The organism is Bacillus sp. AR2-1 (assembly GCF_008368755.1).
Classification (GTDB): domain Bacteria; phylum Bacillota; class Bacilli; order Bacillales; family Bacillaceae_G; genus Bacillus_A; species Bacillus_A wiedmannii.
The window spans coordinates 80,721-106,599 of the sequence record NZ_QORY01000030.1 but is presented as its reverse complement, the minus strand read 5'-3'; the positions used below and the strand labels follow the sequence as shown (position 1 = coordinate 106,599).

General features: G+C 32.4%; 30 protein-coding genes. 11 read left to right on the top strand and 19 right to left on the bottom strand.

The genetic code is table 11. The features are described from left to right. Positions 1-189, bottom strand: a 189-nt coding sequence (locus tag DT250_RS32570; protein ID WP_304488584.1) for an exosporium leader peptide-containing protein, incomplete at its 3' end; no start/stop codon positions are given. 210 nt (positions 190-399) lie between these two features. Between DT250_RS32570 and DT250_RS27500 the strand changes: the two genes are divergently transcribed. Further along, entirely contained in the window at positions 400-951 is a 552-nt protein-coding gene (locus DT250_RS27500) for a BclA C-terminal domain-containing protein (protein ID WP_088063351.1), read from the top strand. 407 nt (positions 952-1,358) lie between these two features. Here the strand turns inward: DT250_RS27500 and DT250_RS27495 are convergent, their stop codons facing one another. Next, a complete protein-coding gene (locus tag DT250_RS27495) occupies positions 1,359-1,916 on the bottom strand; it encodes a helix-turn-helix domain-containing protein (RefSeq protein WP_088063350.1) in 558 nt (185 codons plus the stop codon). Positions 1,917-2,031: 115 nt separating this feature from the next. Here DT250_RS27495 and DT250_RS27490 point away from each other — a divergent pair, with 115 nt between their 5' ends. Further along, complete coding sequence (locus tag DT250_RS27490) at positions 2,032-2,616, top strand: LysE family transporter (protein ID WP_088063349.1); 585 nt, start codon at positions 2,032-2,034, stop codon at positions 2,614-2,616. A 228-nt stretch (positions 2,617-2,844) separates the two neighbouring features. Here the strand turns inward: DT250_RS27490 and DT250_RS27485 are convergent, their stop codons facing one another. Next, positions 2,845-3,582 (bottom strand): N-acetylmuramoyl-L-alanine amidase, encoded by a 738-nt coding sequence (locus DT250_RS27485; RefSeq protein ID WP_088063348.1) that lies wholly within the window; start codon positions 3,580-3,582, stop codon positions 2,845-2,847. Positions 3,583-3,865: 283 nt separating this feature from the next. Between DT250_RS27485 and DT250_RS27480 the strand changes: the two genes are divergently transcribed. After that, positions 3,866-4,126: a hypothetical protein gene (locus tag DT250_RS27480; protein WP_061672984.1), complete on the top strand. Its 261-nt coding sequence runs from the start codon at positions 3,866-3,868 to the stop codon at positions 4,124-4,126. A gap of 303 nt (positions 4,127-4,429) precedes the next feature. Here DT250_RS27480 and DT250_RS32410 read toward each other — a convergent pair whose 3' ends face one another. Continuing rightward, positions 4,430-4,555 (bottom strand): hypothetical protein, encoded by a 126-nt coding sequence (locus tag DT250_RS32410; RefSeq protein WP_255294011.1) that lies wholly within the window; start codon positions 4,553-4,555, stop codon positions 4,430-4,432. A 41-nt stretch (positions 4,556-4,596) separates the two neighbouring features. Further along, positions 4,597-4,770 (bottom strand): hypothetical protein, encoded by a 174-nt coding sequence (locus DT250_RS31860; RefSeq protein ID WP_176551435.1) that lies wholly within the window; start codon positions 4,768-4,770, stop codon positions 4,597-4,599. Between the two features lie 145 nt (positions 4,771-4,915). Between DT250_RS31860 and DT250_RS27475 the strand changes: the two genes are divergently transcribed. Together DT250_RS27475 and DT250_RS27470 are read left to right on the top strand one after the other, a co-directional pair. Next, positions 4,916-5,131 (top strand): spore germination protein, encoded by a 216-nt coding sequence (locus DT250_RS27475; RefSeq protein ID WP_088063347.1) that lies wholly within the window; start codon positions 4,916-4,918, stop codon positions 5,129-5,131. Positions 5,132-5,587: 456 nt separating this feature from the next. Continuing rightward, positions 5,588-6,373 carry a sulfotransferase family 2 domain-containing protein gene (locus DT250_RS27470; RefSeq protein ID WP_088063346.1) on the top strand — a complete coding sequence of 262 codons (786 nt, stop codon included), beginning with the start codon at positions 5,588-5,590 and terminating at the stop codon, positions 6,371-6,373. A 324-nt stretch (positions 6,374-6,697) separates the two neighbouring features. Here DT250_RS27470 and DT250_RS27465 read toward each other — a convergent pair whose 3' ends face one another. From DT250_RS27465 to DT250_RS27445, 5 genes are all read right to left on the bottom strand, one after another. Continuing rightward, positions 6,698-8,494: an ABC transporter ATP-binding protein gene (locus DT250_RS27465; RefSeq protein WP_088063345.1), complete on the bottom strand. Its 1,797-nt coding sequence runs from the start codon at positions 8,492-8,494 to the stop codon at positions 6,698-6,700. Next, positions 8,487-10,241: an ABC transporter ATP-binding protein gene (locus DT250_RS27460; protein WP_149214009.1), complete on the bottom strand. Its 1,755-nt coding sequence runs from the start codon at positions 10,239-10,241 to the stop codon at positions 8,487-8,489. Before DT250_RS27460 ends, DT250_RS27465 begins: the two co-directional genes overlap by 8 nt. A 222-nt stretch (positions 10,242-10,463) precedes the next feature. Next, positions 10,464-11,060 (bottom strand): DUF1349 domain-containing protein, encoded by a 597-nt coding sequence (locus tag DT250_RS27455; protein ID WP_001027689.1) that lies wholly within the window; start codon positions 11,058-11,060, stop codon positions 10,464-10,466. Positions 11,061-11,093: 33 nt separating this feature from the next. Beyond that, a complete protein-coding gene (locus DT250_RS27450) occupies positions 11,094-11,978 on the bottom strand; it encodes a GNAT family N-acetyltransferase (protein ID WP_088063343.1) in 885 nt (294 codons plus the stop codon). A gap of 261 nt (positions 11,979-12,239) precedes the next feature. After that, positions 12,240-12,926: an MOSC domain-containing protein gene (locus DT250_RS27445; RefSeq protein ID WP_149214008.1), complete on the bottom strand. Its 687-nt coding sequence runs from the start codon at positions 12,924-12,926 to the stop codon at positions 12,240-12,242. Between the two features lie 262 nt (positions 12,927-13,188). On the opposite strand from DT250_RS27445, the gene DT250_RS27440 reads away from it, so the two are divergent. Beyond that, entirely contained in the window at positions 13,189-14,091 is a 903-nt protein-coding gene (locus DT250_RS27440; RefSeq protein WP_088063342.1) for a LysR family transcriptional regulator, read from the top strand. Positions 14,092-14,193: 102 nt separating this feature from the next. On the opposite strand, the gene DT250_RS27435 is transcribed toward DT250_RS27440, so the two are convergent. The 3 genes from DT250_RS27435 to DT250_RS27425 form a co-directional block, all read right to left on the bottom strand. Continuing rightward, on the bottom strand, positions 14,194-14,457 hold the full coding sequence (locus DT250_RS27435; RefSeq protein WP_142291730.1) for a hypothetical protein: 264 nt from the start codon (positions 14,455-14,457) through the stop codon (positions 14,194-14,196). Between the two features lie 66 nt (positions 14,458-14,523). Then, positions 14,524-15,630: a C45 family autoproteolytic acyltransferase/hydrolase gene (locus tag DT250_RS27430; protein ID WP_149214007.1), complete on the bottom strand. Its 1,107-nt coding sequence runs from the start codon at positions 15,628-15,630 to the stop codon at positions 14,524-14,526. Positions 15,631-15,797: 167 nt separating this feature from the next. Continuing rightward, the gene (locus DT250_RS27425) at positions 15,798-16,841 is read right to left on the bottom strand and encodes an aspartate-semialdehyde dehydrogenase (protein ID WP_088063340.1); all 1,044 of its coding nucleotides are present in this window, start codon (positions 16,839-16,841) and stop codon (positions 15,798-15,800) included. A 129-nt stretch (positions 16,842-16,970) separates the two neighbouring features. Here DT250_RS27425 and DT250_RS27420 point away from each other — a divergent pair, with 129 nt between their 5' ends. Then, positions 16,971-17,837 (top strand): LysR family transcriptional regulator, encoded by an 867-nt coding sequence (locus DT250_RS27420; RefSeq protein WP_060488742.1) that lies wholly within the window; start codon positions 16,971-16,973, stop codon positions 17,835-17,837. 58 nt (positions 17,838-17,895) lie between these two features. Here DT250_RS27420 and DT250_RS27415 read toward each other — a convergent pair whose 3' ends face one another. Further along, positions 17,896-18,522 carry a PRK06770 family protein gene (locus DT250_RS27415; RefSeq protein WP_116300182.1) on the bottom strand — a complete coding sequence of 209 codons (627 nt, stop codon included), beginning with the start codon at positions 18,520-18,522 and terminating at the stop codon, positions 17,896-17,898. A gap of 188 nt (positions 18,523-18,710) precedes the next feature. Between DT250_RS27415 and DT250_RS27410 the strand changes: the two genes are divergently transcribed. Continuing rightward, the gene (locus tag DT250_RS27410) at positions 18,711-19,472 is read left to right on the top strand and encodes an arginase family protein (RefSeq protein WP_088063339.1); all 762 of its coding nucleotides are present in this window, start codon (positions 18,711-18,713) and stop codon (positions 19,470-19,472) included. A 36-nt stretch (positions 19,473-19,508) separates the two neighbouring features. Here the strand turns inward: DT250_RS27410 and DT250_RS27405 are convergent, their stop codons facing one another. Beyond that, a complete protein-coding gene (locus DT250_RS27405) occupies positions 19,509-20,150 on the bottom strand; it encodes a nucleoside/nucleotide kinase family protein (RefSeq protein WP_088609724.1) in 642 nt (213 codons plus the stop codon). A 17-nt stretch (positions 20,151-20,167) separates the two neighbouring features. Next, positions 20,168-21,064, bottom strand: coding sequence for a CPBP family intramembrane glutamic endopeptidase (locus tag DT250_RS27400; RefSeq protein WP_060488737.1), 897 nt, complete (start codon positions 21,062-21,064; stop codon positions 20,168-20,170). Between the two features lie 371 nt (positions 21,065-21,435). Between DT250_RS27400 and cspD the strand changes: the two genes are divergently transcribed. Both cspD and DT250_RS27390 read left to right on the top strand, forming a co-directional pair. After that, positions 21,436-21,639 carry a cold-shock protein CspD gene (gene cspD / locus DT250_RS27395; protein ID WP_000176365.1) on the top strand — a complete coding sequence of 68 codons (204 nt, stop codon included), beginning with the start codon at positions 21,436-21,438 and terminating at the stop codon, positions 21,637-21,639. 86 nt (positions 21,640-21,725) lie between these two features. Beyond that, complete coding sequence (locus tag DT250_RS27390; RefSeq protein WP_000286202.1) at positions 21,726-21,911, top strand: cold-shock protein; 186 nt, start codon at positions 21,726-21,728, stop codon at positions 21,909-21,911. A gap of 38 nt (positions 21,912-21,949) precedes the next feature. On the opposite strand, the gene DT250_RS27385 is transcribed toward DT250_RS27390, so the two are convergent. After that, complete coding sequence (locus DT250_RS27385) at positions 21,950-22,501, bottom strand: GNAT family N-acetyltransferase (protein ID WP_046954301.1); 552 nt, start codon at positions 22,499-22,501, stop codon at positions 21,950-21,952. A gap of 487 nt (positions 22,502-22,988) precedes the next feature. Between DT250_RS27385 and DT250_RS27380 the strand changes: the two genes are divergently transcribed. Beyond that, positions 22,989-23,537: a hypothetical protein gene (locus DT250_RS27380; protein ID WP_088063338.1), complete on the top strand. Its 549-nt coding sequence runs from the start codon at positions 22,989-22,991 to the stop codon at positions 23,535-23,537. A 60-nt stretch (positions 23,538-23,597) separates the two neighbouring features. On the opposite strand, the gene DT250_RS27375 is transcribed toward DT250_RS27380, so the two are convergent. Further along, complete coding sequence (locus DT250_RS27375; protein WP_149214006.1) at positions 23,598-24,998, bottom strand: protoporphyrinogen oxidase; 1,401 nt, start codon at positions 24,996-24,998, stop codon at positions 23,598-23,600. A 60-nt stretch (positions 24,999-25,058) separates the two neighbouring features. Then, entirely contained in the window at positions 25,059-25,787 is a 729-nt protein-coding gene (locus DT250_RS27370) for an alpha/beta fold hydrolase (protein WP_097906917.1), read from the bottom strand. Between the last annotated feature and the right edge of the window lie 92 nt (positions 25,788-25,879).

The following is a 25,879-nucleotide window of genomic DNA, read 5'->3' as shown; positions in this document are numbered from 1 at the left end:
CGGTGATCCCGTTAAACCGGTCGGGCCTGTTACTCCCGGTGATCCCGTTAAACCAGTTGGACCCGTCGGACCGGTCATTCCCGTTGGGCCCGTTGGAATATAAATTGGGGGAAGAACTGGAAACGTAGGTCCAATGTTTTCAGGTTCTATCATAGCTTTATTTATTGATAATTTATTTTCTCGCTTCACTTTAATACCTCGTTCCACATTTTTGTTTACTACTTAACAAAATAATACATCTATCATTTTAGAAGAATTTCATAACTACTTTTTTCATTCTCAAATGATTTTTACATATAGTAAACTTTTTACCGTTGCTATAACTAGTAGTATTAATATAATAAAATGATAATTCCATTTCAAAATACTAAATCGGTTACATTCTAATTTAAAAATGAGGTGATTTATATTCAAGATAAGAATGAAAAAATGAAAAAAGAACTATTATCACTGGCTCTTGAAATTATTCTTCCATACAGACTGACAGGTCCTACTGGGCCCACAGGTAATACCGGTCCTACAGGCATTACTGGACCCATTATTACAATAAACTCTATGTTCGCTAATAATACATTAGGTGGTCCCATCTCAGTCATATTAGGTGGAACTAATATTCCACTTTCTAATAACCAAAGTCTCGGTAATTTTACAGTGAACGCTACAAATGATATATATACAATTCCTGTTACTGGAAGATATTATTTAACCTATCAAATTAATACAACAACTTCTCTACTTGCTGGTACAAGGCTACTATTAAACTCTTCGACTCCACTTCCCGGATCTATTTTTTCACCCGCAATATCAACTTCAAACTATAATAATAATTTAATAACCAATTTAATTGCTGGTAATACAATTTCCCTTCAAATATTCGGCGTATTATCCATAGTTAATTTAGTTGGAGGTGGTTCAACAGGTGCCTCTTTAACAATTATACGAATCGATTAATAAATGATTCATTCTTTTTTATAATAAACATTCTTAGCTGCTAAAGTAGTAACTATTACGTCATTCCTAAAGCTAATAATATTTCAATAATTTCACGACAGTGATTAAGCAATAAAAACAATTTGTACTATACTCATAGTAATAACCATCTATACTAAATTTTCCGTATATACATTATCAATTTACACTTCTCCCTGCCAATGTTACATTGAATAAGAAGACAGTTTCCCAAAATGCGAACCATCTCAAAACGTATTTGAGAAACATACTCCAATCCTATACGCGAGAGCAATACTATGTCGACACTCAAACGAGTGTCTTTTTTTATGAATTTTAAAAAATAAAACCATCTCTTATAGATGGTTTATCAACACACATTTCTTTATATTCTTGATGCAATTGTAAGTTTATGCAGCTGGATAATAAATGGTCATACTTAACCGAGTTAGCGTACTTCCGGAATTATGATAAGAGTGCGGTCTATCCGCCTTAAAGCAAATTGCATCTCCGCTATTTAATGTATATTGACAATCATTTATTTCAATTATCAATTCCCCTTCAAACACCGTTATAAATTCTTCGGTCCCTTCTTTATGGCCTTCCGAACTTAATTTTCCTTCTGTTTCAATTTCAACCGTATAGATTTCAAAGTTCCTATCATCTTGAAAAGGAAAAGAAGGATACACTTTATATCTCCCATTGTCTTCTGATAATACTTGAACATCATTTCGTAAAACAACTTTCGTATCTGGTTGCGGATTATTGATTAAAGAAGTAAAAGACACTTTCAAACCATTAGCAATTTTCCATATCGTTGTTAATGTTGGACTTGACTCCCCTCGTTCAATTTGTCCAATCATCGTTTTACTCACACCTGTTAATTGCGAGACCTTTTCCAAACTCATTTTTTCTTTCTCTCGTATTGTTTTTAAATTTTTCGCCAAAATAAGTTGAATTTCTTCCATAAGAAACACCCCTACACTATATACAATATAACGACCGTTATGTATAATAAAGAGCGCACGTTATATTGTTCTTTTCGGTCATTATAACACACACAAATCATTAGGGGGTTTTGAAATGCCTATATTTTCTTTTTTGTTATTTGTTTTTATAAGTAGCTTCACACCCGGTCCTAACAATTTTTTAGCTATGACATACGCTAATCAACATGGTTTAAAAAGGAGTATGCAATTTTGTTTTGGAGTAGCTTTCGGTTTTTTCATCCTCACCTCCTTATGTAGCTTCTTTAATATTGTACTAATTAATATCCTACCCATAATCGAATTCCCTTTAAAAATTTTAGGTGTAGCATATATGCTATATTTAGCTTTTAAAATACTCACTAGTAAAACTAGTACAGATTCCGATGAAAAACATAATAAAAACTTATTTACAGTGGGGATTTTTCTTCAGTTTGTTAACCCTAAAGGGATACTATTCGGCCTGACTGTAGTGTCAACTTTTATTCTCCCTTACTATAATTCATATTCAAGTTTTCTACTCTTCTCATTATTTCTAGGTGTAGTCGGGTTAATGAGTACATTTAGTTGGAGCTTATTTGGTTCCATGTTCCAAAAACTTTTATTAAAACATACTAAATCTTTTAACATCATTATGGCCGTTTTATTAGTTTTTAGTGCTTTTTCAATTGTAATCAATTAAATTCAAACTCTAAATTTTATTTCTGTTTAAAAGTATGATTTACAAATATAGCTGATATACCAAATGAACCTCCCGCTTACATGCATTACTTATTTAGTTTTAAGGCGGTAATCTTCTATATCTACTCTTATTCATACGAGATAAAATAAAAAGAGGATTACTCATTATAAGTAATCCTCTTTTTTGACTATTGATTTTTAAATATTCTGTTCCACTAAACTAAAATCTTTACTTAACTTCATACCACCAGCCTTTACGATCAAGGTAATCCGTCATTCCTTTAAGTTGCGCATCTGAAGTTGGTTCAGAGATAAAATATGTTAGACCATCCGATTGTAAGATGAAGTTAGCTGTCATTTTTAGTGACGTTAATGCTCCCATTACATCGGGGGTTTCATGCGGTGAAAAAGCTCCTGATTGAATGATATTTTTTTTCGATGGCGGAGTTGTCCCGCCAGATTGCCCCGTTAACGCATAAACAATTGAATTTGCAATCTTATCTGGATTCCATTTTGACATATCTGCTTCATTATCGATAAATCCAAGTTCAATTAAGATTGCAGGTGCTTTCGTATTCGCTAATACATAAAGGTCTTTTCGCTCCTTCGCGCCACGAGTTGACCAGCCAATATCTTTTGAAAGTTGCGCTGCTATCTTTGCTGATAAAGCTTGTTGGTCATAATACAGTACTTCAACACCATTAGCATTCGTATCATATGAGTTTAAATGAAATGAAACTACTAAGTCTACATCATGTGAGTTTGTTTTAGATACAATGTTATTTAAATTTTGCGCTTGTGTTGTCCCTACTTCATCAGTATCATCATAAACTGTATGCCCTACTGCTCTTAATTTAGCAACAACTGCATCCTTAACTTGTCGATCCATAATATGTTCTTTCCGATTCCCATAATTTGCACCCTGTACAATACTATTGTGACCTCCATGTAAACTATATCTAGCCATTGTTCAACATCCCCTTTTTTATTAATATATTCAAAGCTCGTCTTATTGTCCGGTCAAATATCCAGTAAAGCTCCAGCAAACAATAATAAGGGCACTAATCTATTTTTTAATTTTTAATTCTAGATTATCTATTTTCTAAAGCAAAGGACTCATAAATAAAAACCACAACTAATATTTTTCAGTTGTGGTTTTTACGCATTTAAACTGTTTATTTTGAAATCTTTTTATTATAATACATAAAAATACGTTATAATATAAGCTACTGTTCTTTAGGAGGGGTTTAATGGCTGATAAATATAAATTTTTGATTCTCTTTGTTACAGCATTTGTTTCTTTCTTTTCCTTAATAAAAGATTTCCGTAACATTTCAAAAAGTTTCTTTTGGGGGAGCTTTGCAATCCTAACAAGCTTTATATTATTATTAACTCACGCTTTAGAATTAACTCCAATACTTCTCTATTCAGCTCAGATGGCTCTTGAGATTATTACAATACCACGTAAATTATTTCTTCCACCTGTCACTGAAGTTGCTAGTTTTTGCTAACAATTCGTATATATATAAGTTTCAACTCTACATTTCTAATTATCTTTACAAATATAATAGTGCGGTTTCTCCTTTCTAGAGAAACCGCACTATATTAAATTTTAAACTGACTAGTATAAAAATCTCATACATCGCTGTTTTTTTCATTGAGTTCGTTTGTTTTGTGTAAAAGAAAAAGCACCCAACTGGTTGCTTTTTACAGAATCATCTTTTTCTTCCGCTTCTTTTTACTTCCTTTATTTCTCCTTGCTTAACTAGTTTTTCAATATATAAATGTACTAACTTATAAACACATTCTCTTCGCTAATTTTCCTGATCTTCTTGATTTTTCATCCAGACGCACAATGCTTTGTAGTTTTTCAGCTCCTTCACCACAAGTCTTCGCATTTCCTTTTCATCGATGTCCTCAAAAAATGACAATTGATTCATACGATACGGTCCCCCTCCGTTCGATTTACTCTATTGAACTTTTACTTCATTTCCTTTTTACATTCTTCAAGAAAATCGATATCCTCTTGAAGCCGTTCTTTTGTTGAAAGTAATTCCATCACATTACCTTCTGTGCTATAAATACGTATCGTTCTTTCCTTAAACTCCATACCCAATATCCCATCATCATTTAAAAGCTTTACATTACCTCCCATTCTTTTAACCTCGCTTTCTATTCAAAGGATTATTTTATTGGTTTTTCAATTAAACTTCATTTCAAAATTCTCCGTTTTATATGAACCACTAGACACATACACCATATACTAATTTAAATACTTCCTAGGAAAGAAGGTGAAAGTTATGCCATCTATTGTCGGAAATATGGTTGTACAAAATAGTAACGGTTCTTTCAACTTAGGTGATTTTTATAATGTTTCTCCAAAAGAAAATACAAAAGCTTATAATGGTTCGGGTGCATCTAATGTTGCTTTTGTGCTTAATACATTTAACGGTGTTAGTGCAACCAACACATTTGATTCTGATGTTGCCGACCAAAGCCAAGTTGGAACCGCCTAAACTTATTTATTTCTTCTACTTCCGAATAAAAGCCAATATCCCGTTAATAATGTATATATAGTTTCTGTTTCCCCTTCATACCCGAAGGCTTATCAGTTAGCTTTTGCTAGCTGTCCTTTTTAAATACGGGCTGCACACGTATTCAGCTTATAAATTAGGCCTTGTGAGCTGCCACCTTTTAAAGGAGCACATTTAAATATATGCTCCTTTTATTCAATGTTATTTTCACGATCATGCAGAATAAAACATAAGGTATATGGTAATTCTGTGCTCATAAAACCTATTTTTTCTAAGAGTTTATCCATTTGTAAGCTCTTTTTTTCTTTTCAAATAACTCTTTTATTTTTAAATTTGTATTATTTTAAATTATCTATTCTACTTCTCTTTTCTTGTTCATATGCCAAGTTTTTTATTCATAAACTAAAAGTACTTGACATAACTGAATGGAGGCTAATAATGTCTTTTTCAAATATTATTAAATACGGACGCGTTCCCCTCTTTAATTCTAACTTCCCTTTGATTTTATTTTGGAGTCAAAAAAGTGGCTGTACCTCTCTTGCACATTGGTTTTTTTATCAAATAAATTTATTTAAAGAAGCCATAAAATACGATTCTTTCATCCATAATTATGAAAATGAAATATACAAAAACTCCTCGGACTACTTTATTGAACTAGCTGCAGCTTTATATACAAACGGAAAAGATACCTATAAATTAGTGAGAAACCCCTATACAAGAGCTGTAAGTTCATTTTTTTCACTAATTGCCCCCCCTTACATAGAAACCCCAGCATGGAATCCTATTCGGAATTTTTATTATGGTAATGAATTTTGTAATAAACCTATTTCATTTAAAATCTTTCTCTACTACTTAAAAGAGCAAATGATAGATTTAGAACAAGTAGATCCACATTTAATGCAGCAATATGAACCAGGTGAGGAAGAGTTTGTTACAAAGTATATCTACCTTGAAAATTTCTCTACTGAAATTGAGCGCTTAGAACAAACATATCAATTAAAAACTTCTCCTTTACACATACTAACCAAATCATGGCATCATCAGAAAGACAGGGCGATTTTTAGAGGTAATTTTGCAGATGCTGATATTACCGATCCTTTATTCCCACGCCTCCCAACATACGATAGCTTTTATGACCATGAAACTATCCAATTAGTACAGGATATTTTTAATAAAGATTTTAGCACGTACAATTACCCATTAACTCCTTTAAAAAATATGTGATTTTCTAATTGTAGTTTCATATATTATAGAGAAACTTAGATTCACCTATTTAAGTTTCCTCATAAAACTCTCGTAGTAAGTTGGGGCACTGGAAACAGTGTCTTTTTTTAATAAAATTCAAATTGTATTATCTAATAAATCATTAAAACATTTAAATAGAACGTGAAATACTCATTAAGGTTGCCACCATTCGTATGTTTTACTTTGTATGCAAGAAAGACGCAGTTAAAACATTTAGTGAACGAATATTTAAATAGTAATGTTTACAAATATAAAAATGCGGTTGCTCCTTCCTGGAGAAACCGCACCTTATAAAAGTTTTTATTAAATTTTAAACTGACTCGTATACAGATCAAAGTAAAACCCTCTATCTTCCATAAGAGATTCATGATTCCCTCTTTCCAAAATACTTCCATCTTTTATAACAAGGATTTGATCTGCTTTCTCAATCGTTTTCAGTCGATGAGCGATTACAAAACTTGTTCGACCTTTCATTAAATTATTTAGTCCTTCTTGAATTTGCAATTCTGTTCTCGTATCAATATTTGATGTTGCTTCGTCGAGAATTAATATATCTGCATCTGCTAAAATCGCCCGCGCAATCGCAAGAAGTTGTTTTTGTCCTTGACTTAAATTCGATCCTTCTGAAGCAATTTTTGTTTCATATTGATTCGGTAAATGTTTAATAAAAGAATGTGCAGATGCTGCCTTAGCTGCATTGATTACTTCATCATCACTAGCATCTAATCGACCATAACGAATATTATCCATAATCGTCCCAGCAAATAAGTACGTATCTTGTAAAACTACTCCTATTTTACTTCGCAACGAATTAATATCATAATCTTTTATATCTTTTCCATCGATATGAATTTGCCCTTGCTGTATATCGTAAAAGCGAGTTAGCAAATTAATGATTGTTGTTTTGCCCGATCCAGTTGGACCAACTAAAGCAATTGTCTCCCCTGGCTGTGCCTTAAGACTCACTTCTTTTAAAATCGTTTTATTTTCCTCATAACCGAATGTAACATTCTCAAGTGCAACATGTCCTTGTAAATTTTGTACCATGAACGCATCTTTTTTATTTTGGATTTCTGGTACTTCATCCATAATTTCAAAGACACGTTCTCCACCAGCAACTGCCGATTGAATCGTATTCATTAAAGTTGCGAATTGACTAAGTGGTCTTGAGAATTGACGAGAATAATTAATAAAAGCTGCAATGACACCTACTGTTGTCATTCCATTTAAAACCATTACTGATCCAGTCCCAATTACAAGCCCCATACCTAAGTTATTTATAAAGTTCATACTTGGAAAAATAAAAGCTGAAAATGTATCCGCCTTCGTAGCTGAAACTCTTAATTGTTCATTAATTTTATTGAAAGTTTGTACGGTTTCTTTTTCTTTCCCATATAACGTTGTAACATCCGCTCCTGTTATAGCTTCCTCAATAAAACCATTTAATTCTCCTAAATCTCGTTGACGCTTTGCAAAGTTTTTACCACTATAAGCAACTAATTTTTTTGTAACGAAAAACATAATAGGTACTGTAATTAATGTAACAATTGCTAAAATCCAATCTAATGCGAACATCGCAATCGTTACACCTATAAAGGTTAATGCTGATGAAATAATTTGTACAACACTTTGTGTTAACGCTTGATTCAAATTATCTATATCATTTGTCACACGACTCATTAAATCCCCTTGAGAACGTACATCAAAGAACCGTAAAGAAAGCGTTTGGATTTTCTCGAAAATATCTTGTCGTATTTTTTGTATTGTTTTTAATGCAACGTTAACCATGACAAATGTTTGTAGCCAAGTTAACAATACTGTTACACCGTAAATCGCGATAAGTAACAAACACATTCTCGCCGTACCGTTTAAATCTTTCGGTACAATATATTGATCTATAATTACTCCCATTAAATAAGGACCTAATAACCCAAGTAACGTCGTAACAAATACTAAAAATATAACGAACGTAAGAGCAGCCTTTTGATACCCCATATAGTTCCATACTCGCAATACAGTTCCTTTAGTGTTTCTAGCTTCACCCATTTTAGGCGCGTTACGCCCACCTTTATTAGCAAATTGCCCTTGAAAATTACGCATGTTCTTTCCCACCTTCTTTATGTAAATTGCCACCTTGGGAAAGATAAATTTCTTGATATACCTCACATTGTTCTAACAATTCTTCATGTGTACCATCACCTACTAATTCACCGTTATCTAAAACGAGAATTTTATCAGCATCTATTATAGATGAAATTTTAGAGGCGATTAATAATGTTGTTGTTCCTTTATATTCTGTTCTTAATGCCGATTGAATGTTAGATTCTGATTTCGCATCAACTGCTGATGTAGAATCATCTAATATAAGAATGGATGGCTTTCTCACAAGTGCCCTTGCAATTGATACACGTTGTTTTTGTCCACCTGATAAATTCGTCGCCCCTTGTGTTAAATGATATTGATATGAATCTTCCAACTTGTTAATAAACTCAGTCGCACAAGCTGATGAAGCCGCTACTTCCAGTTCGTCATTCGTTGCATCTTCTTTACCATAACGTAAGTTCTCTTCTATGCTACCTGAAAACAATAATGCCTTTTGAGGTACAAACCCGATTGAAGCACGAAGTTTTTGTAAATCGTATGCTCTAACATTTATTCCATCAATGCATACTTCCCCTTGAACAACATCGTATAAACGCGGTAACAGTTTTGCTAAAGTAGATTTACCACTTCCTGTAGAACCGATAATTCCTACTTTTTCACCTTTACATATGTTAAATGAAATATCTTTTAAAACATATTCATTATTTTTCGTGTAACTATAACTAACATTTTTAAAGTCAATTTGTCCCTCGATTTGCTTAGGTGCAACCGCATTTGTTTCCGTCGTAATATCAACCTCAGTATTTAAAACTTGCCGTACACGATCCGCAGATGGAAATGCTCGCGCGATTTGCATAAATACCATACTTATAGACATAAGTGACATTAAAATAATATTCAAATAGTTTATAAACGCTAAAATAGCTCCTACTTGAAGCGTTCCATCAAATACTTTTTCTCCACCAATCCATAATGTTGCGACAATCCCGCCGCTTACAACTAACATAATGATTGGCATCATTATGGAAATAAGCTGCACCGCTCGAATATTTATCTTCGTTAAATTTGTATTAACATTTCCAAACTGAGTAATTTCATATTTTTGTCTTACATACGCTTTAATAACACGTACTCCAGATAAATTTTCTTGTAGCTTTGTATTCACTTTATCTAATGCTTCTTGCACTTTTTTGAACGTTCCGCTCGCTTTACTTGCAATGAATATAATCGCAAGTAATAAAATTGGAACAACCACAAGTAATATAGGAAATAACTCGCGTGCTGTTACAAAAACAATTATTATACTTCCGATAAATAACAAAGGACCACGAACAAGTACACGTAATGTCATCGTCATCGCCGATTGAATAGAAGTAATATCATTTGTCACAATCGTTAATAATTTCCCAGTTCCAAATGAATCACGATTTTCACTAGAAAATGTTTCTACTTTCGCAAATACATCTTTTCGTATGTCTGTAGCGAAATTAACAGCTGCTTTTGTAGAATACATCATACACCCAAGTCCTCCAACTAAACCGAGTGCTGCAGCTCCTATCATAAGAAGCCCCATTTTTATTACATAATTCAAATCACGATTCGCTATCCCTACATCAATAATATGTTGCATAATAGTCGGTTGAATTAAGTCCATCGCAACCTCAAGTACCATAAATAGTGGTCCAATAATCGCGAAGAACATGTATGGTTTTAAATAATGTAATAATTTGCGAAATGATTTCATACTTAATCTCCTTTTTCCTATGAAATTACCATTTAATAATTCATACCCTCCTTACTTAAGCCATATAATTTTTGATTTTTCCAGTACTTCTATTATATTATGCAAATTAATATTTAACATTATTAAATGATAAGCATTAATGACTTTCCGGTCAATAAATGTGCTTTATATTACGCAAATAGAAAAACCGTATTCTTAAGTAGAAAGAATACGGTTTTTCATCTATATCTCTTCAATTGTAAAATCTAAAAACTCAGTCTCAAATCCATTGTTTTTAGAAGGACTACACGTGTAAAAACCTATTTTAACAGGCGCATTCCCTATATCCTCCATCAAATGAGCAATTCTTATTTGTTCCCATTGACAGCTATTTTTTACATATATTATATAATCGCCACGTTTACGAACAATTCGAAAATGAAGTTGTTGGGTAGCTAATTCTGTTGGAAAGTCTTGTGTTGACCAATCAGAATATCCATTATTCGTTACGACAGCTCCTAAATGAGAAGGGCCATCCGGAATATACTCTAATGAAGTTTTCAACCAACACTTTTCCGAAATCATAACAAAAAGACCTGCTTGATCGTATTTTGAATTTGGATCCATACACAATTGAACTTCAGCTTGAAAGTCTGTCATCATTTCATTATAAAATACATGACCATTCATTACTTCAAAACCATAATGTGTTTTAAGCCAGAAATCTGTTTCTGCTTTCGAACGGACGATAAACGACCGGTTGTCATTAATTTTATAATATTCAGGGACATTCATTATAGTGAGCTGCTCAACATGTTTAGGTATATACGATATATTCATAGTTCCTCCATAATAAAGCCTTTATACAAACATTTAAAACTCCGCTAATACAGGGAATTTATAACCTTTAAAATCTAACTCTTTATTACTTCGAACCATTAAATACTTATTAGACTGTAATTCTGTAAATTGTACATCCTCAATCCCTAATTGATCTGGTGAGAAGTAAAATTCGATTTCTGTAAATCTTTCAGCGATTTCTCCGCATATTTCATCTAAAACTGGAATTACTGGTGCAAATACTCCATATAATTTCAACTTTTCATTATCTACTTCATACACAATTAGAGCATCTAGTTTCTCTGAATAATACAATTTCTCATTCCATCCCGAATCATACATATTCAAATAAAACGAAGGACGGAAGTTTAATGTTGAAAAATTATTTGAAAGTCTTTGGCTACTATCAATAGTTTCATGTATTAACTTTCTATCCTCTTCCATATAATAATCTAATTTTCTAAGTAAGGAGTCATTATTATTCTTTTTATCATATAGAATAGTCATCAAATACTCCTGCACAACTTTAAACCCAAATGATGCATATAGTTCAGGTTTTTCCGTAAATAATAAGGTACATTCACATTTCTTATCAATTTCTTCTATCATTTTACTTATTAATTGTGTCATGAGTCCTTGTCTACGAAAATCAGGGTGAGTCATTACCGTTTGAATGCCGGCTGCATTTATTCTTTCACCATTTACTAGCAATGGTAGCGAAAATACCGCAACATTTGCAATCGCTTTATCGTCATGTAAAAATGATAAAGCTTTGTATGTATCATCCCAATAACCTCTCTCTGAAAAATCATTCAATGTTTGAATTGTAATTCCAAACACTTCTTCAAATAAAGGAAATAACTGCTCTCTTTTTGGTTCTTCTAAAAGAAATTTTTCAAAAATTTCAACATTCCCCATGTTGTCCCTCCATACGTTAATTCCATCAAATTAGATTTAGCTATATAACCTGCTCTTAATGTAATAGGTCTTACCAATCAATATACTATCATAAAATATAAAAAAAGAGTCTAATTAATTTTATGTTTTGACTATTCGAAAATAAGTCGAATAAAACAATATTAAGATTTTTGAATATTAATAAGTTTATTATATAAAAATAGTGCTTTCTACTTCGTTTTTACTCATAGAAATGCACCATTTATAAAAAAATATTTTTTATTATTTTTTTCCTTCTAGTCTCTCCCTCGTATTAATTTCTTCTCCTCTCATTCGCTTTTCAAATGTATTTCTCCAACTTGTAGAAAGTGCATGTACTTCTAAAATCCTTTTTAGCCCTTCCATATTTTGTTTTTCCTTATGCATAATACGATTAGCAAATGCTACTGTAACACCTTTTGGATCAGACTTTATTAACTTTAACGTATCAACAGGTGATACCCATCCTTCTTTTAATACACGAAAATAAAATCCTGTATATCCTGTTTCTTGAAAATAAAGTGGTAACTTTGGAATATTGTATTTCTTAGCTAATTTAAAACAAGGTTGTCTTGGCTGTGTTACTTGTACAATTGCTTCTCCAATTTGAAATGTATCACCAATACAAACATCCTCTTCACACAGACAATTAATTGTTATATTTTCTCCGAATGCTCCATATACAAGGGCTTGATTCAACTCTTTTTCCCAGTAGCTATAATGTTCTCCAGAATACACACAAACTGCTTTATCTACTCCACCATGATGAACTAAGTCCGCTTGCCCATCTCCATTAAATTTTAAAAAGGATAAAAACACCGGTTCCCTTACTTGCTTCTTATTTATACCTGTATGAATTACCTTTCCGCCGTATGTAACCTCTTTTGGTAACCCTATATTTAAAGATAGTACCTCATATACTTTATTCATCTTAATCGCTCCTCTTACTTACCCTACAATTTTTCAATAGATTAATTTATACTTTCAAACTCTCTGTCTATTTTTCATTTAAAATGACAAAAGGTCAGCAAATGTAATAACCACTCAAATATCCTTGCTCCTATACTTATCTATCCTTACTTCAAAACTTTTCAATCCCTCTCTAATAAAGTGATTATAAGCTCAACAAAATCATTGTTCAATCCAATTATTTATATAATAATGATAGGTATAACCTATCATTAAACTTGAGGTGATTCCAATCGAATTAAGACAACTTGAATATTTTTTAGCTGTTTCAAAAGAATTGCATTTCACAAAAGCAGCTGAGAAACTAAATATTTCACAACCTTCTTTAAGTCAGCAAATACGTGCATTAGAACATGAAGTAGGAATGCCGCTTTTTGATCGCATTGGTAAAAAAATATCTTTAACTGATGCAGGAAGGATTTTATTATTACATAGTAAAACCATTTTTCATGAAGTCGAACAAGCTCGTTCTGCAATTCAAGATCTAAACGGATTACAGCAAGGTTCCTTAACAATAGGCTCTTTGTTAACCGTCGTAAATTATTTACTACCACCAGCTATATTAAATTTTAATCATTCATATCCCAATATAGAGCTTTCTGTATTAGGGCTTCGTACAGGAGATATTCGTGAAAAATTATTACAAAACGAACTAGATATTGGCATTACATTTCTCCCGGTGCAAGATAAGGAGATTATTTCTATCCCTCTATACAAAAGTGAACTTACATTAGTCGTACCAACCGATCATCAATTAGCTGAACGTAATCATGTATCTATTGCTGAATTACAGAACTACCCTTTAATTCTTTTACCTAAAAATTTCTTTTTAACCGAACTAATTACATCTCATTGTCAAAAATTTAACTTTAAACCAAAACCAATTTTAGAAATTAGTACGATGGAATCTTTAATCCAAATGGTTTCAAAAGGAATGGGAATTACAGTGTTACCAAAACCGTATATAGACTTTTTACAAAATAAAAACATTCAAGCAATTAAAATAGAAAATCCTACCCCAACAATAGAAATTGGGCTTATTTATAGAAAAGATAAATATATGTGTGCTGCAACTCGAGAATTTATTGAACAACTAAAAAGAACAGTACGTTCTTTACAAAGCTAAACGAACAAAAGAGATTATCCTATAAAACCGTTTCACAACGCTCTAGTAGGATAATCTCTTTTCAAAACAAAATACAACATAACTTTTAAACTCAAATAAATTTCAATGTACCTTTTTAGATATTGGAATATATTTCGTAAAATATGCCCCGACTAGTAATAAAACAATTGAAGTTAACCAAATAAAAATACCGCCAAAGTTAAACCAATATGCAAGCAAATTTAAGATTGCTAGTGTAAAGAAACAAATTGAAGTTAACGCACTCTTCAATCCTTTTACCCCTGCTTTTTTTCTTTTTTCATAAGTAATATACATTGAAACGGCAACAAATAAGATAAGAACAATCGGTAACATTACTTTTAGCAATGGCAATCCCTCCCGTACATACACCTTACTATTACCATTTTATCTCATTTATTCTTCTTGAATCAATTAATAGCATTCTTCTCTCCAAAAGTCAGTATACGTTTTATTATTAAATTTCACATTTACCTGAGAAAATGAAAGACTTCCTCCAACTTTCAATGAGTACCAGTCGTTGAATAGTGGAGATCCGAAGCAAATATTCATTATACGATTATGCAAATCAAATAAGACAGAATGCAAAGTTCCAAACCATTCTTCATAATTATGTACTGTCAGCCCAGTAGGATACTCTCTTTCTACTAATTCTTTTAAAGAATCCATGCTCACTAGTTCATTTTGATTTAAATATTCATACAATATGTGATATCTGTTTGTGGATTGTTCTAATCTTCTATTATTCAATTTTTGAATAGGTAAACTAATCGCATGGTTTGTTGATACGATAAAATCATGGCTTTCCTCATCAATTGTGGTTATTGATTTATATCCGTCAAATATTTCAATACGCGCTGCGTCTAAAGGATCTGCTACAATTAGATTAATATTACTTGCAATTGGCATTTCATCAACTAGTGATATCGCCTCCTGCACATTTTTACATTTCTCCAATAATACTCGAATTACCGCAAAGCATTGTAAACCACTTAACACTGGCTTTCGTAAGCCTTCAATATTTCCTACTGGTTGACCACATGCTGAAAATGTAACAGCTAACCCATGCTCGTTAACTCCTTCTGTTCGACCGAAATAAAAAGTAGAAAAGCCATTATGTACATATGCACCTTCAACATGTGTTGAGCAAAAACGCATATCATCTATTTTGGGTAACAAATCATAATTTCTTAATACATATGTGTGCTTTGAATCTGTCTTTTTAGGTAATACGACACAATGACTACATCCTGCTTTTAATAGTGTTTGATAATAATACATCAGATTTCTAGCAGGAATTTTCAACACTTCACAAAACCCTTCAATTTCTTCATTAATTCCTGGACAATATTGATTTAATATATTTCTAGATTCTGTCCAATAATTATCTGATACTAAATGTTCTTGCTGTATAAATTGTGGAATGAGATACGGATGATTTTTCACAAACTCTCCTTGTTGCTTTCCAATATCATAATGACTTCCTTTTAATGATGAAAAGTACCCCTTAACTTGGTACATCTAAATCCCACCTTACATCTAATTTATCCATATCATACCAAATGAATTTTATTCATTCTTGATGTTTTTTACTGTCTTTCAAATCAAATTTGGCTGGAATAAAGAAAACAATTATAAAATAAAAATTAGGAAACTGTAATCATTAACAGTTTCCTAATTTACCTATACTATATTATCCCCTCTTCCACCAACGTTTCTGCAATTTGAACCGAGTTCCAAGCGGCCCCTTTTAATAAATTATCGGAAACAATCCAAAGATGGAATCCTTTTGGTGTATCAGGGTCTTTTCTAATTCTCCCGACAAATGTATCTATTTTCCCTTCTGCATATAATGGCATTGGGTACAGCTGTTCACTAGGATTATCTTGCAGTATAACACCTGGTGCATCCAGCAACACTTCTCTTATTTCTGCAACAGTTGCTTCTTTTTCAAGTTCTATATAAACCGATTCTGAGTGCCCGGATACGACCGGAACACGCACACAAGTAGCTGCCATTTTCAAGTTTTGGTCCTCCAAAATTTTCTTCGTTTCTTGAATCATTTTTACTTCTTCAAATGTAAAATCATTATCTGTAAATATATCTACTTGAGGCAATACATTAAACGCAATCGGATAGTGTTTTTTATCTTTTTTCGCTGGCAGTATAGTACTCTTAACCTCTTCACCTTCAAGCATTGACTTTGCCTGTTCTTTTAATTCATGAATCGCATGAATTCCTGAACCTGACACAGCTTGGTATGTGGAAACAATAATTCGTTCCAATCCGAATACTTTTCGAATTGGTTGAAGTGCCGTCACCATCTGTAATGCTGAACAATTCGGAACTGCTATGATACCGTTATGCTCCTTTAAAGTGTGCGCATTTACTTCTGGAACAACGAGTGGTACATCGTGCGCCATTCGGTATTCACTTGTGTTATCAATTACGATGGCACCACTAGTGACTGCGTGATTAACAAATTGTCTAGACACTTCTCCTCCAGCGCTAAAAAAGGCAATATCTACACCTTCAAAGCTAGTTGCTTTTGCCTCTTGTATCATTATCTCTCGTCCTTTAAATTGCACTAACTTGCCAGCGGATCGTTTTGACGAAAGCAATGTAACTTCAACTATATTAAATTTAGTTTCTTTTTCTAACAGTTCAATAATTTTTTGTCCTACTGCACCTGTAGCACCAACTACAGCTACATGATAGCCCTTTTTGATCATCATTTCTCCTCCAATATAATTTAAATGAATATTTCTATAATTTCATTTTATAAAGAATTTAATCATTTGGAAAATTGAAATACGTGATATAATCATTCATAAATCATGATAATAAAAGAGGGATAGCTTATGGAAATGAGACATGTTAAAACATTTTGTGCCATCGTTAAGTATGGTAGTTTTTCTAAAGCTGCTCATGCGTTAGGTTATGCGCAATCTACTGTAACAGCGCATATGAAAGCATTAGAAAACGATTTACGTCTCCCTCTATTCGATCGATTAGGGAAAAAAGTACTTCTTACAAAAGCAGGTCATCAATTTCATCCTTATGCTCTAGAATTACTAGCTATTTATGAAAAAGCGCAAGAAATCCCTCAAAATAGTGATGATTTAGAGGGAACTTTAACGATTACATCTAACGAATCATTAGCAGTGTACCGATTACCACAATTATTACGTATGTACAAACAGGAGAATCCGAAAGTAAATATCATACTGGAAACAACTACAAACGAACAAGCAATGAATAAGCTACGTGAAGGAGAAACAGATGTTATTTTCATAATTGGAGAAAGTATGGAACATAATGATTTTATTACGCGTACTTTTTGTAATGAAGCATTTGGATGGATTTTACCTCCCCATTACTCTACACACTCTAATCCATTTTGTTTACTAAATGATACTCAATTTATCTTTACAGAACAAAGCTGCGGCTATAGACCGATGGTAGATCGGTTTTTACGTCAAAGCGGAAATATTCCAGCTAAAACATTTGAAACTTCCAACGTTGAAGTCATTAAACAATCTGTGATGTGTGAGTTAGGAATTTCAATTCTTCCTTACATTGTTGTACAAGAAAGTTGTCAAAAAGAACAACTCTGTTTTCAGCCTATCGAAACTTCAACAGTTATTCAAAGCCATGTAATCTATCATAAATCTAGATGGATTTCACCCGTTTTACAATCGTTTCTTTCCTTACTAGAGCGAGACTAAAAGGTGCACAAAAAAAGAGTAACTGCCTAATAAGCACTTACTCTCTTCCAATATTATCTTATTTATTAGTCTGTCCCCCATCTGCAATTAATTTACTACCTGAATATGTACCTTTTTGCATAAACAATTGATTAATTAACTCTTTTTGTTCCGCTTCTGACATTACTCCTTTTCCTTCGCCTAAATTCCCGCTTTGTAATTTCCAAATCTTGTTGTGATCTGCGTCCATCTTTTCATATTTCCCTTGTTTCCATCTCTCTAAAATATCTGCATATGTATTTCCTTGTACTAGATCATTACTCTTTACAATATCAAGTAAACTTTCAATTCGTTCTTGTGTGATAAAAATATAGCCCCACTTTTGATCAGCTTTCGTTTTTTGATGTGCCATTTCATGTAATGCTGTCTGTATGTTCTCATCTGTCCATTTAAAATTTTTATTAAAACCGCTATTTGGTAATGAATGATTGCCATTTTCTAAAAGCTTTGCATCTTCAGCTTTTACATTACTATCAGCTAGTACTTCTGCTGCCGGAGCAGCTGGTGATGCCTTTTTCGCAGCTGGTTTACTATTATTTAGATAATACAGCATACCATATGTTACACCTACGCCGATTACCGCCATACCAGCTAAAATACCTATTATTTTAAAAAATGTTTTCATCTTGCTTGTTTCCTCCCACATATCCCATTCATATTTTCTATTTCTCGAACCACATATATATTTCCTTATATTATATTTCTTTTCTTTATCAATTGAAAGATTATTCTGTCAAAATATCCATCTTTTTCAAATGCAGATCCATTTCTAAGCATTTCGTTTTAATTTTATAAAAATATATGCTAGCCTACATATTAAGGAGATGAATAAATATGAGTTTATTGTATAGCGGTTTAACTTTTTTAAACTTTGACGATACATATTTATTACAAAATAAACTTCATTCTTATTCACATGAGGATATTGATTTTAGTCATTTAGAGCACACAAACCTGTATTGCGAGATTCCTTCTTTAAAGAGTATAAAACGGGAGTTATATCGTAGAAAGCAAAGAGGAATCACCTTTATCGGTTCTGGAAATTATCATTATGTATCTTATTTGCTACTAAAAGAAATAGATGAACCATTTAGCCTTATTTTATTTGATCATCACACTGACATGAACTTAAAAGAAGAAAATGAACATACTCTTATTTCTTGCGGGTCATGGGTATCGTTCACACTTCAAAATAACCCAAAATTAAAGAAAGTAATTATTATCGGACCTTCTTCTTTAACCATTCATTCTAATGATTATTCATGCGTAGAAGTATTCCCGATAGATACAACTTATGAAGTATCTACACATACGATACTTTCGCATATTCATACAGATACTATATATGTAAGCATTGATAAAGATGTTTTAGATTCAAAAGTAACTATTACAAATTGGGATCAAGGACATATGAAACTTTCTACACTATTAAAATGTTTACATTCTCTTATTAGGAATAAAAATGTTTATGGTATCGATATTTGTGGTGAACTACCGGTTTATCCTTCTCAGCTCTTTCTAGCTAAATATGCAAATGCTATTAAGAAAAATGAAAAAGCAAACTTACAAATTTTAAAATCAATATATAATACATAAAAAAACAACGAGCACCTTATAAGGCACTCGTTGTTTTTATGCACGATGTTCTTTTAACCACTTCGTAATCGCATCTAACCTCGAAACATCAAAACGTCTCTCTTCACACACATTTAAACTATTTAAACTTTTCACAATTTCTAATTCATTCGATTTTACACTTTTCGCATCAATCATTTTGCAATATCCGTCTGTAACAGCATTTAAATTTTCATAATAACGTTGAAACGATTTTGATATATGTAAATGTTTTTCAAAGTTTCTTCTTCTTTTTGTCTCGTCAGATTCTTTCCGTTTTCTAAGTTCTTCATCATTCGTATATAAATAAAAATATTGATCGGGAAAACCAATTTCCCTATGTATCAGCTTTTCTTTATAAAAGTTTTCTATTAAAGATAACGGCTGATTAAATATATCAAAATGGAAACACCAATTATAACTAAGTGGTTGATAAATGTCGCCATCAAGTATTACTAATTCATATTGCTCTGATTTCTGCGCTGCTATTTTCCAGCGCTCTACTTGTTTTTCAAAATACCATGTTCTATGTTCGTTTTTTGGTCTTTCAAACAATAAATTCACTTCAGGTATAATGTACGCACCATAATTTTTTTCTAACTCACGACACGTGCTACTCTTACCAACCGCACTTGCTCCCTCAAACGCTATAATCCCCATAGTTTCTCCCACTTTCATTAACTTAAATCTCTTTGCTTTGCATTTTTTCCCCATAACTGTCTCCATAAAACAATTGAAGCGATAGAAAGCATAATTGTTGTAATGATACTCCCCTCAATACCGAACGAGCCCCCATGAAGGACTTCCGATCCTTTTGTTACAGGTTTAAAAAGTGGTGTAGAATACATTGCCATTCCACTTACTGCAAAACCATAAATATTAAACTGTGCCCAATTCCACAACGAATGCCACGCGCATATCCCCCAAAGACTACTGTCCTTTAAAGCGTAAAAAGCTGCAAATACACCAACTAATATTATATTCGATATTGAAAGAATTGTAATACCTGGATTTAGTAAATGCAGAAAACCAAATAAAAAAGAAGTTACAACAATCCCAATCCATATACGGCTTCTAACAGAAAGGACTGGAAATAACCAACCTCGAACAACAATTTCTTCTGTTGCACCTTGTATTAAAAAAGCAACTAAAGATCCCACAATTCCAATTATAGCGGTTGGCGTAATTTGTTGCATTTGTAGTTGTACAATTCCTGTTAATAAAAGTATCATTACTGGTATTGAAATGAAAACAAAACCTATTAATGCACCTCTCAAATATTTTCTTATCCACTGATTTCTCCAAAAACCAATGGATGAAATTGATCTTTTCTCTACAAATCTAACCCATAAAAAAACAAAAAATACAGCTCCGCCAAACGTCAATATCATCTCAATATCACTATAAATTGCCTTCATTAAAAGTGTTTCTGCTTTCGGTAAAAACAACATAAATAACATGAACAATTCACCTAAAGTTAAAAATACAATTGCAAGTATAACAGCGAATATTGGATGAACTTTTTTTCTTCCTTCTTTAGCTGCATCAATTATTTTAAATTGAGTAAATTGCAATATTCTCGCCTCCATAACAAATATATTAATACTATATATCGTTTCTCTAATACAAACTTCCAATAAAAATGCTCTCCGTTTAGCATAAACCTAAATTTGGAATAATATATAAATAAAAGAGATAACTTTGTGCGTTTTACTATTATCACCAAGATTATTCACTGGTATTACCAGCACTTGCTATTTCCCACCATTTGTTGTAAGATAGTAATTAAGGTCAATTTAACACCATATTTCCTTTGCATATTATCAAGTATCAATCAGGATTATTTTGTACTCCTTATGGGTGTTTGATAATATGTGAACTTTTATTTTTCATTCAAATAAGGCCGATCATATTGTAATCTTTTTAAATTTTAGGAGGCATTACCATGACATTAACAGGTAAAGTAAAATGGTTTAACAGCGAAAAAGGTTTCGGTTTCATCGAAGTTGCAGACGGTAACGACGTATTCGTTCACTTCTCAGCTATCACTGGCGACGGCTTCAAGTCTCTTGACGAAGGTCAAGAAGTTAGCTTCGAAGTTGAAGACGGTAACCGTGGACCTCAAGCTAAAAACGTTGTAAAGCTATAATTCAAACAATAAAAAGGTTGTTACCAGCTCGGTTAACAACCTTTTTAATATATAACTAAAATTTTTTACATAAAAGGAGTGGTTATATGTATCGCAATCGAAAGAACGATGTAGCTGAAGTACCACCAGAACAAACCCCTGTCTGGGAATGTGAATCAGAGGATTGTTTAGGATGGATGAGAAAGAATTTTTCATTTGAAGAAGAGCCTAAATGCCCTTTATGTAAAAGTAGCATGAAAAGCGGAGAACGTTTATTACCTAAAATAGGTTAATTTTTACTTACCCCCTCTTTTATAAGAGGGGGTTCTTATTATAAATTTATATCCTCTACATCCGTTCGAACTATAGAATACAATAGTGCATCATGTTGCTTATTTCCTTGATGAATATAGCCACGTAATAACCCTTCCTTATGAAAGCCTATTTTAGATAACATTTTACAAGAAGTAACATTTTCAGGGTATGTAATAGCTCCAATTCTAAATAAGCCTAAATCTCGAAATCCATAATGAATAATTTCTCGAGCCGCTTCTGACGCATAACCATTCCCCCAATAACGAGGATGTAAGTCATATCCAATTTCAGATCGTTTACTCCATAGTTGTAAATTATTTAATCCAATTGTACCCACTAAAGTATTTGTTTCTTTTAATACAATCCCCCATCGTATTGCCTTTTTCTCAAAGTAATTTTTTGAAAAAGATTCAATCATACGTGAAGCTTGTCCAAACTCCGTAAAAGAATTCATACCGTAATAACACGTTACTTCATCCAATGAAAAGATTTCATATATTTTTTGACAATAAGATTGTTCTATTTCAACTAAACGCAAACGTTCTGTTTCTAATATAGGAAACGCCACAGGATCACTCCTTTCTTTCTACTCATTCATTATAGCAGAAAAAGTATTTATAATTAGGAAAGTCCTCAATGTCCCATTTATCAAATATTTCTAGAGAAGCTTATCCTCTTAATTCAATACAAACTAAAAATAACCCTTCTTGCTTTTGCATGATTAGAAAAAATAAAGAGGTGATCAAAATACTATGATCACCTCTTTATGCTCTATTTATTTGCAACTAATGCCCAAGAGCTGTTTGTCTCCAGTTTACACTTAAAAAACCAGTTTCTCTAAGTAGTGTATCTAACTCATTAACAAAAGGATACAATCACATTCCCTACTCTTACCTTTATTTATAAAAATTAATTGTATTATTTTCATTTTCACCACTCCGTCTTATAATTTCGATTCCGTGCTCACTTTTCCCTTCTAAAACACACCCCTGATCCATACATTTATGGTAAAATGTAGTTAACGTTATGTTTTTCTGTGGAGGTGTAAATGTTCTATGTATATATTCATCGGCTTATCCCTCTTACTCATATTACTCATATTTTTATTTGCAAAAAAGTTCGCCCCAAATTCATTCATGATGACTAGTTTTAAAGGTAATAGCTTTATGACATTTTCAATCGGCATGTTAATCGCTTCCACTCTTTCGCTTTCATATGGAATCTATCACGCAGCAACCTATCAACCTAAACATTTAGATATCACGTTACAAAATCAAAACTTTACTGTTTTCGGTAATGTTGGGGAGCTTGGATATTTCTCAGAAGAGTTACTAAAAAAAGATACAGCAGTTGAATTACATTTTGCCTCTTGGGAAACAATTCAATTAAATAATCCAGAAATAATAGTAAAATACCCTTCAGGTAAACAAGAATCATGGAAACCGAACATAACATCACTTCCAGCCAATAAATTAAAAGAGAAACATGGCATAAAAGAGCTTTATCAACTCTCATCATATTCATTTAAAGAATCTGGGAACATAGCATTAACGATTACTGAGAATAATATAACTAATAAAAAAATCTCAATTCAAGTGAAATAAATAAAACGTCCCTCCAATATACTGGAGGGACGTTTTATTTATTTATTTATGTATTCTATGTTAGTTTGACGATTCATTTAATGTTGCAATTATTTCATTTGCAGTGTTCTTCCCATTTCCAATACACGCACCAATTCCGACACCGTAATATGAAGCTCCAGCTAAGTATACATTAGGATAAAGATCCGTCATTTTTTCTTGTAATATTTGAACAGCTTGATTATGTTCTAAATGATATTTCGGCATTAAATCTTTCCAATTTGTAACTTCAACTACTTCTGGTTTCCCTTTAATTCCCAGACTCTTTTCAATATCATATAAAGCGACTTGTACCAATTCTTCTTCACTATAATTTTTAATCGTTGCATATACTGGATTTGTACTCTTATAAAACATTCTTACTAATAGCTTTTGTTTTCCCGATGTATGCTTCCACTTCCGGCTTGTCCATGTACACGCATCACAATGTAAATCACTGTTTTCCGTTACGATAAATCCTGTGCCGTCCGCCGGTAATTGTTCATCAAGTATATCAAATCCTAAGTAAATACTTATAAGAGATGAGTTTTTAAATGTATGAAACTGCTCGTTTAACTCATTAGACCGTAATAAAGTTTCTGCGATATCATGCGGAGCTGCTAAAACAACATAATCAGCTTGAATTGATTCATGATTTGCAAAGGAGATTTCATAGCGATCACCTTGTTTCCTTACAGCAGTCGTTACAGCACCTTTCTTAACGACTGTCTCAGTCAGCATTTCTTCTAAACGATCAATAATCGTAGATAGTCCACCTTTAAATGATACGAACTTTTTGTTTCCTGCTGATTGAAACTGTTTTTTATTCTCTTCAAAACCTTTAATAATACTTCCATATTTATTTTTATAATCCAGTAAATACGGTAATGTCGATGCCATAGTAAGTTCATTCAATTTACCGGAATATACTCCTGAAAGCACCGGAGCAATTTGTCTTTCCACTAACTCTTTCCCTAAAAAGCTTTCTAAAAATACAGCAAGTGAAGTATCTTTTGTAAACTCTTTATTTTTCGTTATAAAATCTTTTAAAGCAACAATTTTCCCTTTCGTTGATACTAGCGTACTGCTAAACAAAGACTCCACACTCATCGGTATCCCAAATATAGTGTCAGATGGAATTGGGTGTAAAGTATTATCAGAATGTATGTAAGAAATACCCGTTTCGTTATATACCATTTCTTCTTCTAAATTCAACTCTTTTACAAGCGGCATAACATGTTCATTACGAGCAACGATAGAATCCGCTCCTGATTCCATAATAAAATCCTTTTCTTCTACACTATGGATTTTACCACCTAAGTACTCTTCTTTTTCTACAAGGATTAAATTTAAGTCGATATTATTATCCTTTTTTAATTTTTCTAAATAAAACATAGTAGAAAGTCCCGTTATACCTCCACCGATAACAACAACTGTTTTCATATGTACTGCGCTCCTAACCGATACAATTAATAATTCCTTTATTATTATACCCAAAAGTCCTTATATTCGACTAGCAGCTTGTGCATTCTGTAAGAAATTAGACAATATATTCGAATATATTTCTGGTTGATCGTTATGCACTAAATGACCAGCAAACGGAATAACAGCAATATAAATATTATCGTTTAATTGTTTGAACATTGTAGTAGCTGTAACTTCATCTTCTGCATCTCCCCCAGCAATACAAAGTGTAGGTATTTGAAGATTAGCTACATCACCTGTTTCATCAAATGGGTACCAATCTTTAACTTGCCACGATTCAAGTAATGCTTTCCAGTCACTTTTCTCATGAATTTCATTCATATACGTTATAACTTCTTTATTTTCCATCAATTCCTGATGACACTTTGCTTCATACTCCTGAGACTCTTCCCAATTTTCTCTCTTAACCGGAAAAATACCTGAAAAAGTTAATGTTCTCACTTTATCTGGATATTTTTTTGCAAATAATAAAGCGACTAATCCTCCTAGTGAAACACCAGCTATATGACATCTATCAATTTGTAAATGTACTAACGTATCATGTAAATCCTTTACAGATCGTAGGAAATAATTCTCCAACGTCCCCCCTGATCTTCCATGTCCTCTTAAATCAGGACGAATGATTTGATAGTTTTTTTCTCGAAAAAATGCTACCTGCTCTTCATACTCTACTAAACCTGTCATACCACCAGAGTGTAAAAGCATAATTGGTTCCCCTTCGCCTGAAATGTGCGTATGTAATATCATATATCTCCCTCCTTCAAAACAGAATATTCTATCTATTATCAGTATATAGAATATACATCTGAATTTCCAAATAAAAAAGAACTATAACATTT

Excerpts from the sequence above, each read along its gene's own strand:
- DT250_RS27445 (WP_149214008.1), bottom strand. The coding sequence starts at position 12,926 with ATGAATAAAGTATATGAGGTACTATCTTTAAATATAGGGTTACCAAAA.
- DT250_RS27420 (WP_060488742.1), top strand. The coding sequence starts at position 16,971 with ATGGAAATGAGACATGTTAAAACATTTTGTGCCATCGTTAAGTATGGT.
- DT250_RS27480 (WP_061672984.1), top strand. The coding sequence starts at position 3,866 with ATGGCTGATAAATATAAATTTTTGATTCTCTTTGTTACAGCATTTGTT.
- DT250_RS27475 (WP_088063347.1), top strand. The coding sequence starts at position 4,916 with ATGCCATCTATTGTCGGAAATATGGTTGTACAAAATAGTAACGGTTCT.
- DT250_RS27405 (WP_088609724.1), bottom strand. The coding sequence starts at position 20,150 with ATGGGGATTATAGCGTTTGAGGGAGCAAGTGCGGTTGGTAAGAGTAGC.
- DT250_RS27375 (WP_149214006.1), bottom strand. The coding sequence starts at position 24,998 with ATGAAAACAGTTGTTGTTATCGGTGGAGGTATAACGGGACTTTCTACT.
- DT250_RS27425 (WP_088063340.1), bottom strand. The coding sequence starts at position 16,841 with ATGATCAAAAAGGGCTATCATGTAGCTGTAGTTGGTGCTACAGGTGCA.
- DT250_RS27450 (WP_088063343.1), bottom strand. The coding sequence starts at position 11,978 with ATGGGGAATGTTGAAATTTTTGAAAAATTTCTTTTAGAAGAACCAAAA.
- DT250_RS27495 (WP_088063350.1), bottom strand. The coding sequence starts at position 1,916 with ATGGAAGAAATTCAACTTATTTTGGCGAAAAATTTAAAAACAATACGA.
- cspD (WP_000176365.1), top strand. The coding sequence starts at position 21,436 with ATGACATTAACAGGTAAAGTAAAATGGTTTAACAGCGAAAAAGGTTTC.
- DT250_RS27370 (WP_097906917.1), bottom strand. The coding sequence starts at position 25,787 with ATGATATTACATACGCACATTTCAGGCGAAGGGGAACCAATTATGCTT.
- DT250_RS27485 (WP_088063348.1), bottom strand. The coding sequence starts at position 3,582 with ATGGCTAGATATAGTTTACATGGAGGTCACAATAGTATTGTACAGGGT.
- DT250_RS27465 (WP_088063345.1), bottom strand. The coding sequence starts at position 8,494 with ATGCGTAATTTTCAAGGGCAATTTGCTAATAAAGGTGGGCGTAACGCG.
- DT250_RS27390 (WP_000286202.1), top strand. The coding sequence starts at position 21,726 with ATGTATCGCAATCGAAAGAACGATGTAGCTGAAGTACCACCAGAACAA.
- DT250_RS27455 (WP_001027689.1), bottom strand. The coding sequence starts at position 11,060 with ATGAATATATCGTATATACCTAAACATGTTGAGCAGCTCACTATAATG.
- DT250_RS27470 (WP_088063346.1), top strand. The coding sequence starts at position 5,588 with ATGTCTTTTTCAAATATTATTAAATACGGACGCGTTCCCCTCTTTAAT.
- DT250_RS27490 (WP_088063349.1), top strand. The coding sequence starts at position 2,032 with ATGCCTATATTTTCTTTTTTGTTATTTGTTTTTATAAGTAGCTTCACA.
- DT250_RS27415 (WP_116300182.1), bottom strand. The coding sequence starts at position 18,522 with ATGTGGGAGGAAACAAGCAAGATGAAAACATTTTTTAAAATAATAGGT.
- DT250_RS27410 (WP_088063339.1), top strand. The coding sequence starts at position 18,711 with ATGAGTTTATTGTATAGCGGTTTAACTTTTTTAAACTTTGACGATACA.
- DT250_RS27430 (WP_149214007.1), bottom strand. The coding sequence starts at position 15,630 with ATGTACCAAGTTAAGGGGTACTTTTCATCATTAAAAGGAAGTCATTAT.
- DT250_RS27460 (WP_149214009.1), bottom strand. The coding sequence starts at position 10,241 with ATGAAATCATTTCGCAAATTATTACATTATTTAAAACCATACATGTTC.
- DT250_RS31860 (WP_176551435.1), bottom strand. The coding sequence starts at position 4,770 with ATGGGAGGTAATGTAAAGCTTTTAAATGATGATGGGATATTGGGTATG.
- DT250_RS27380 (WP_088063338.1), top strand. The coding sequence starts at position 22,989 with ATGTATATATTCATCGGCTTATCCCTCTTACTCATATTACTCATATTT.
- DT250_RS32410 (WP_255294011.1), bottom strand. The coding sequence starts at position 4,555 with ATGAATCAATTGTCATTTTTTGAGGACATCGATGAAAAGGAAATGCGA.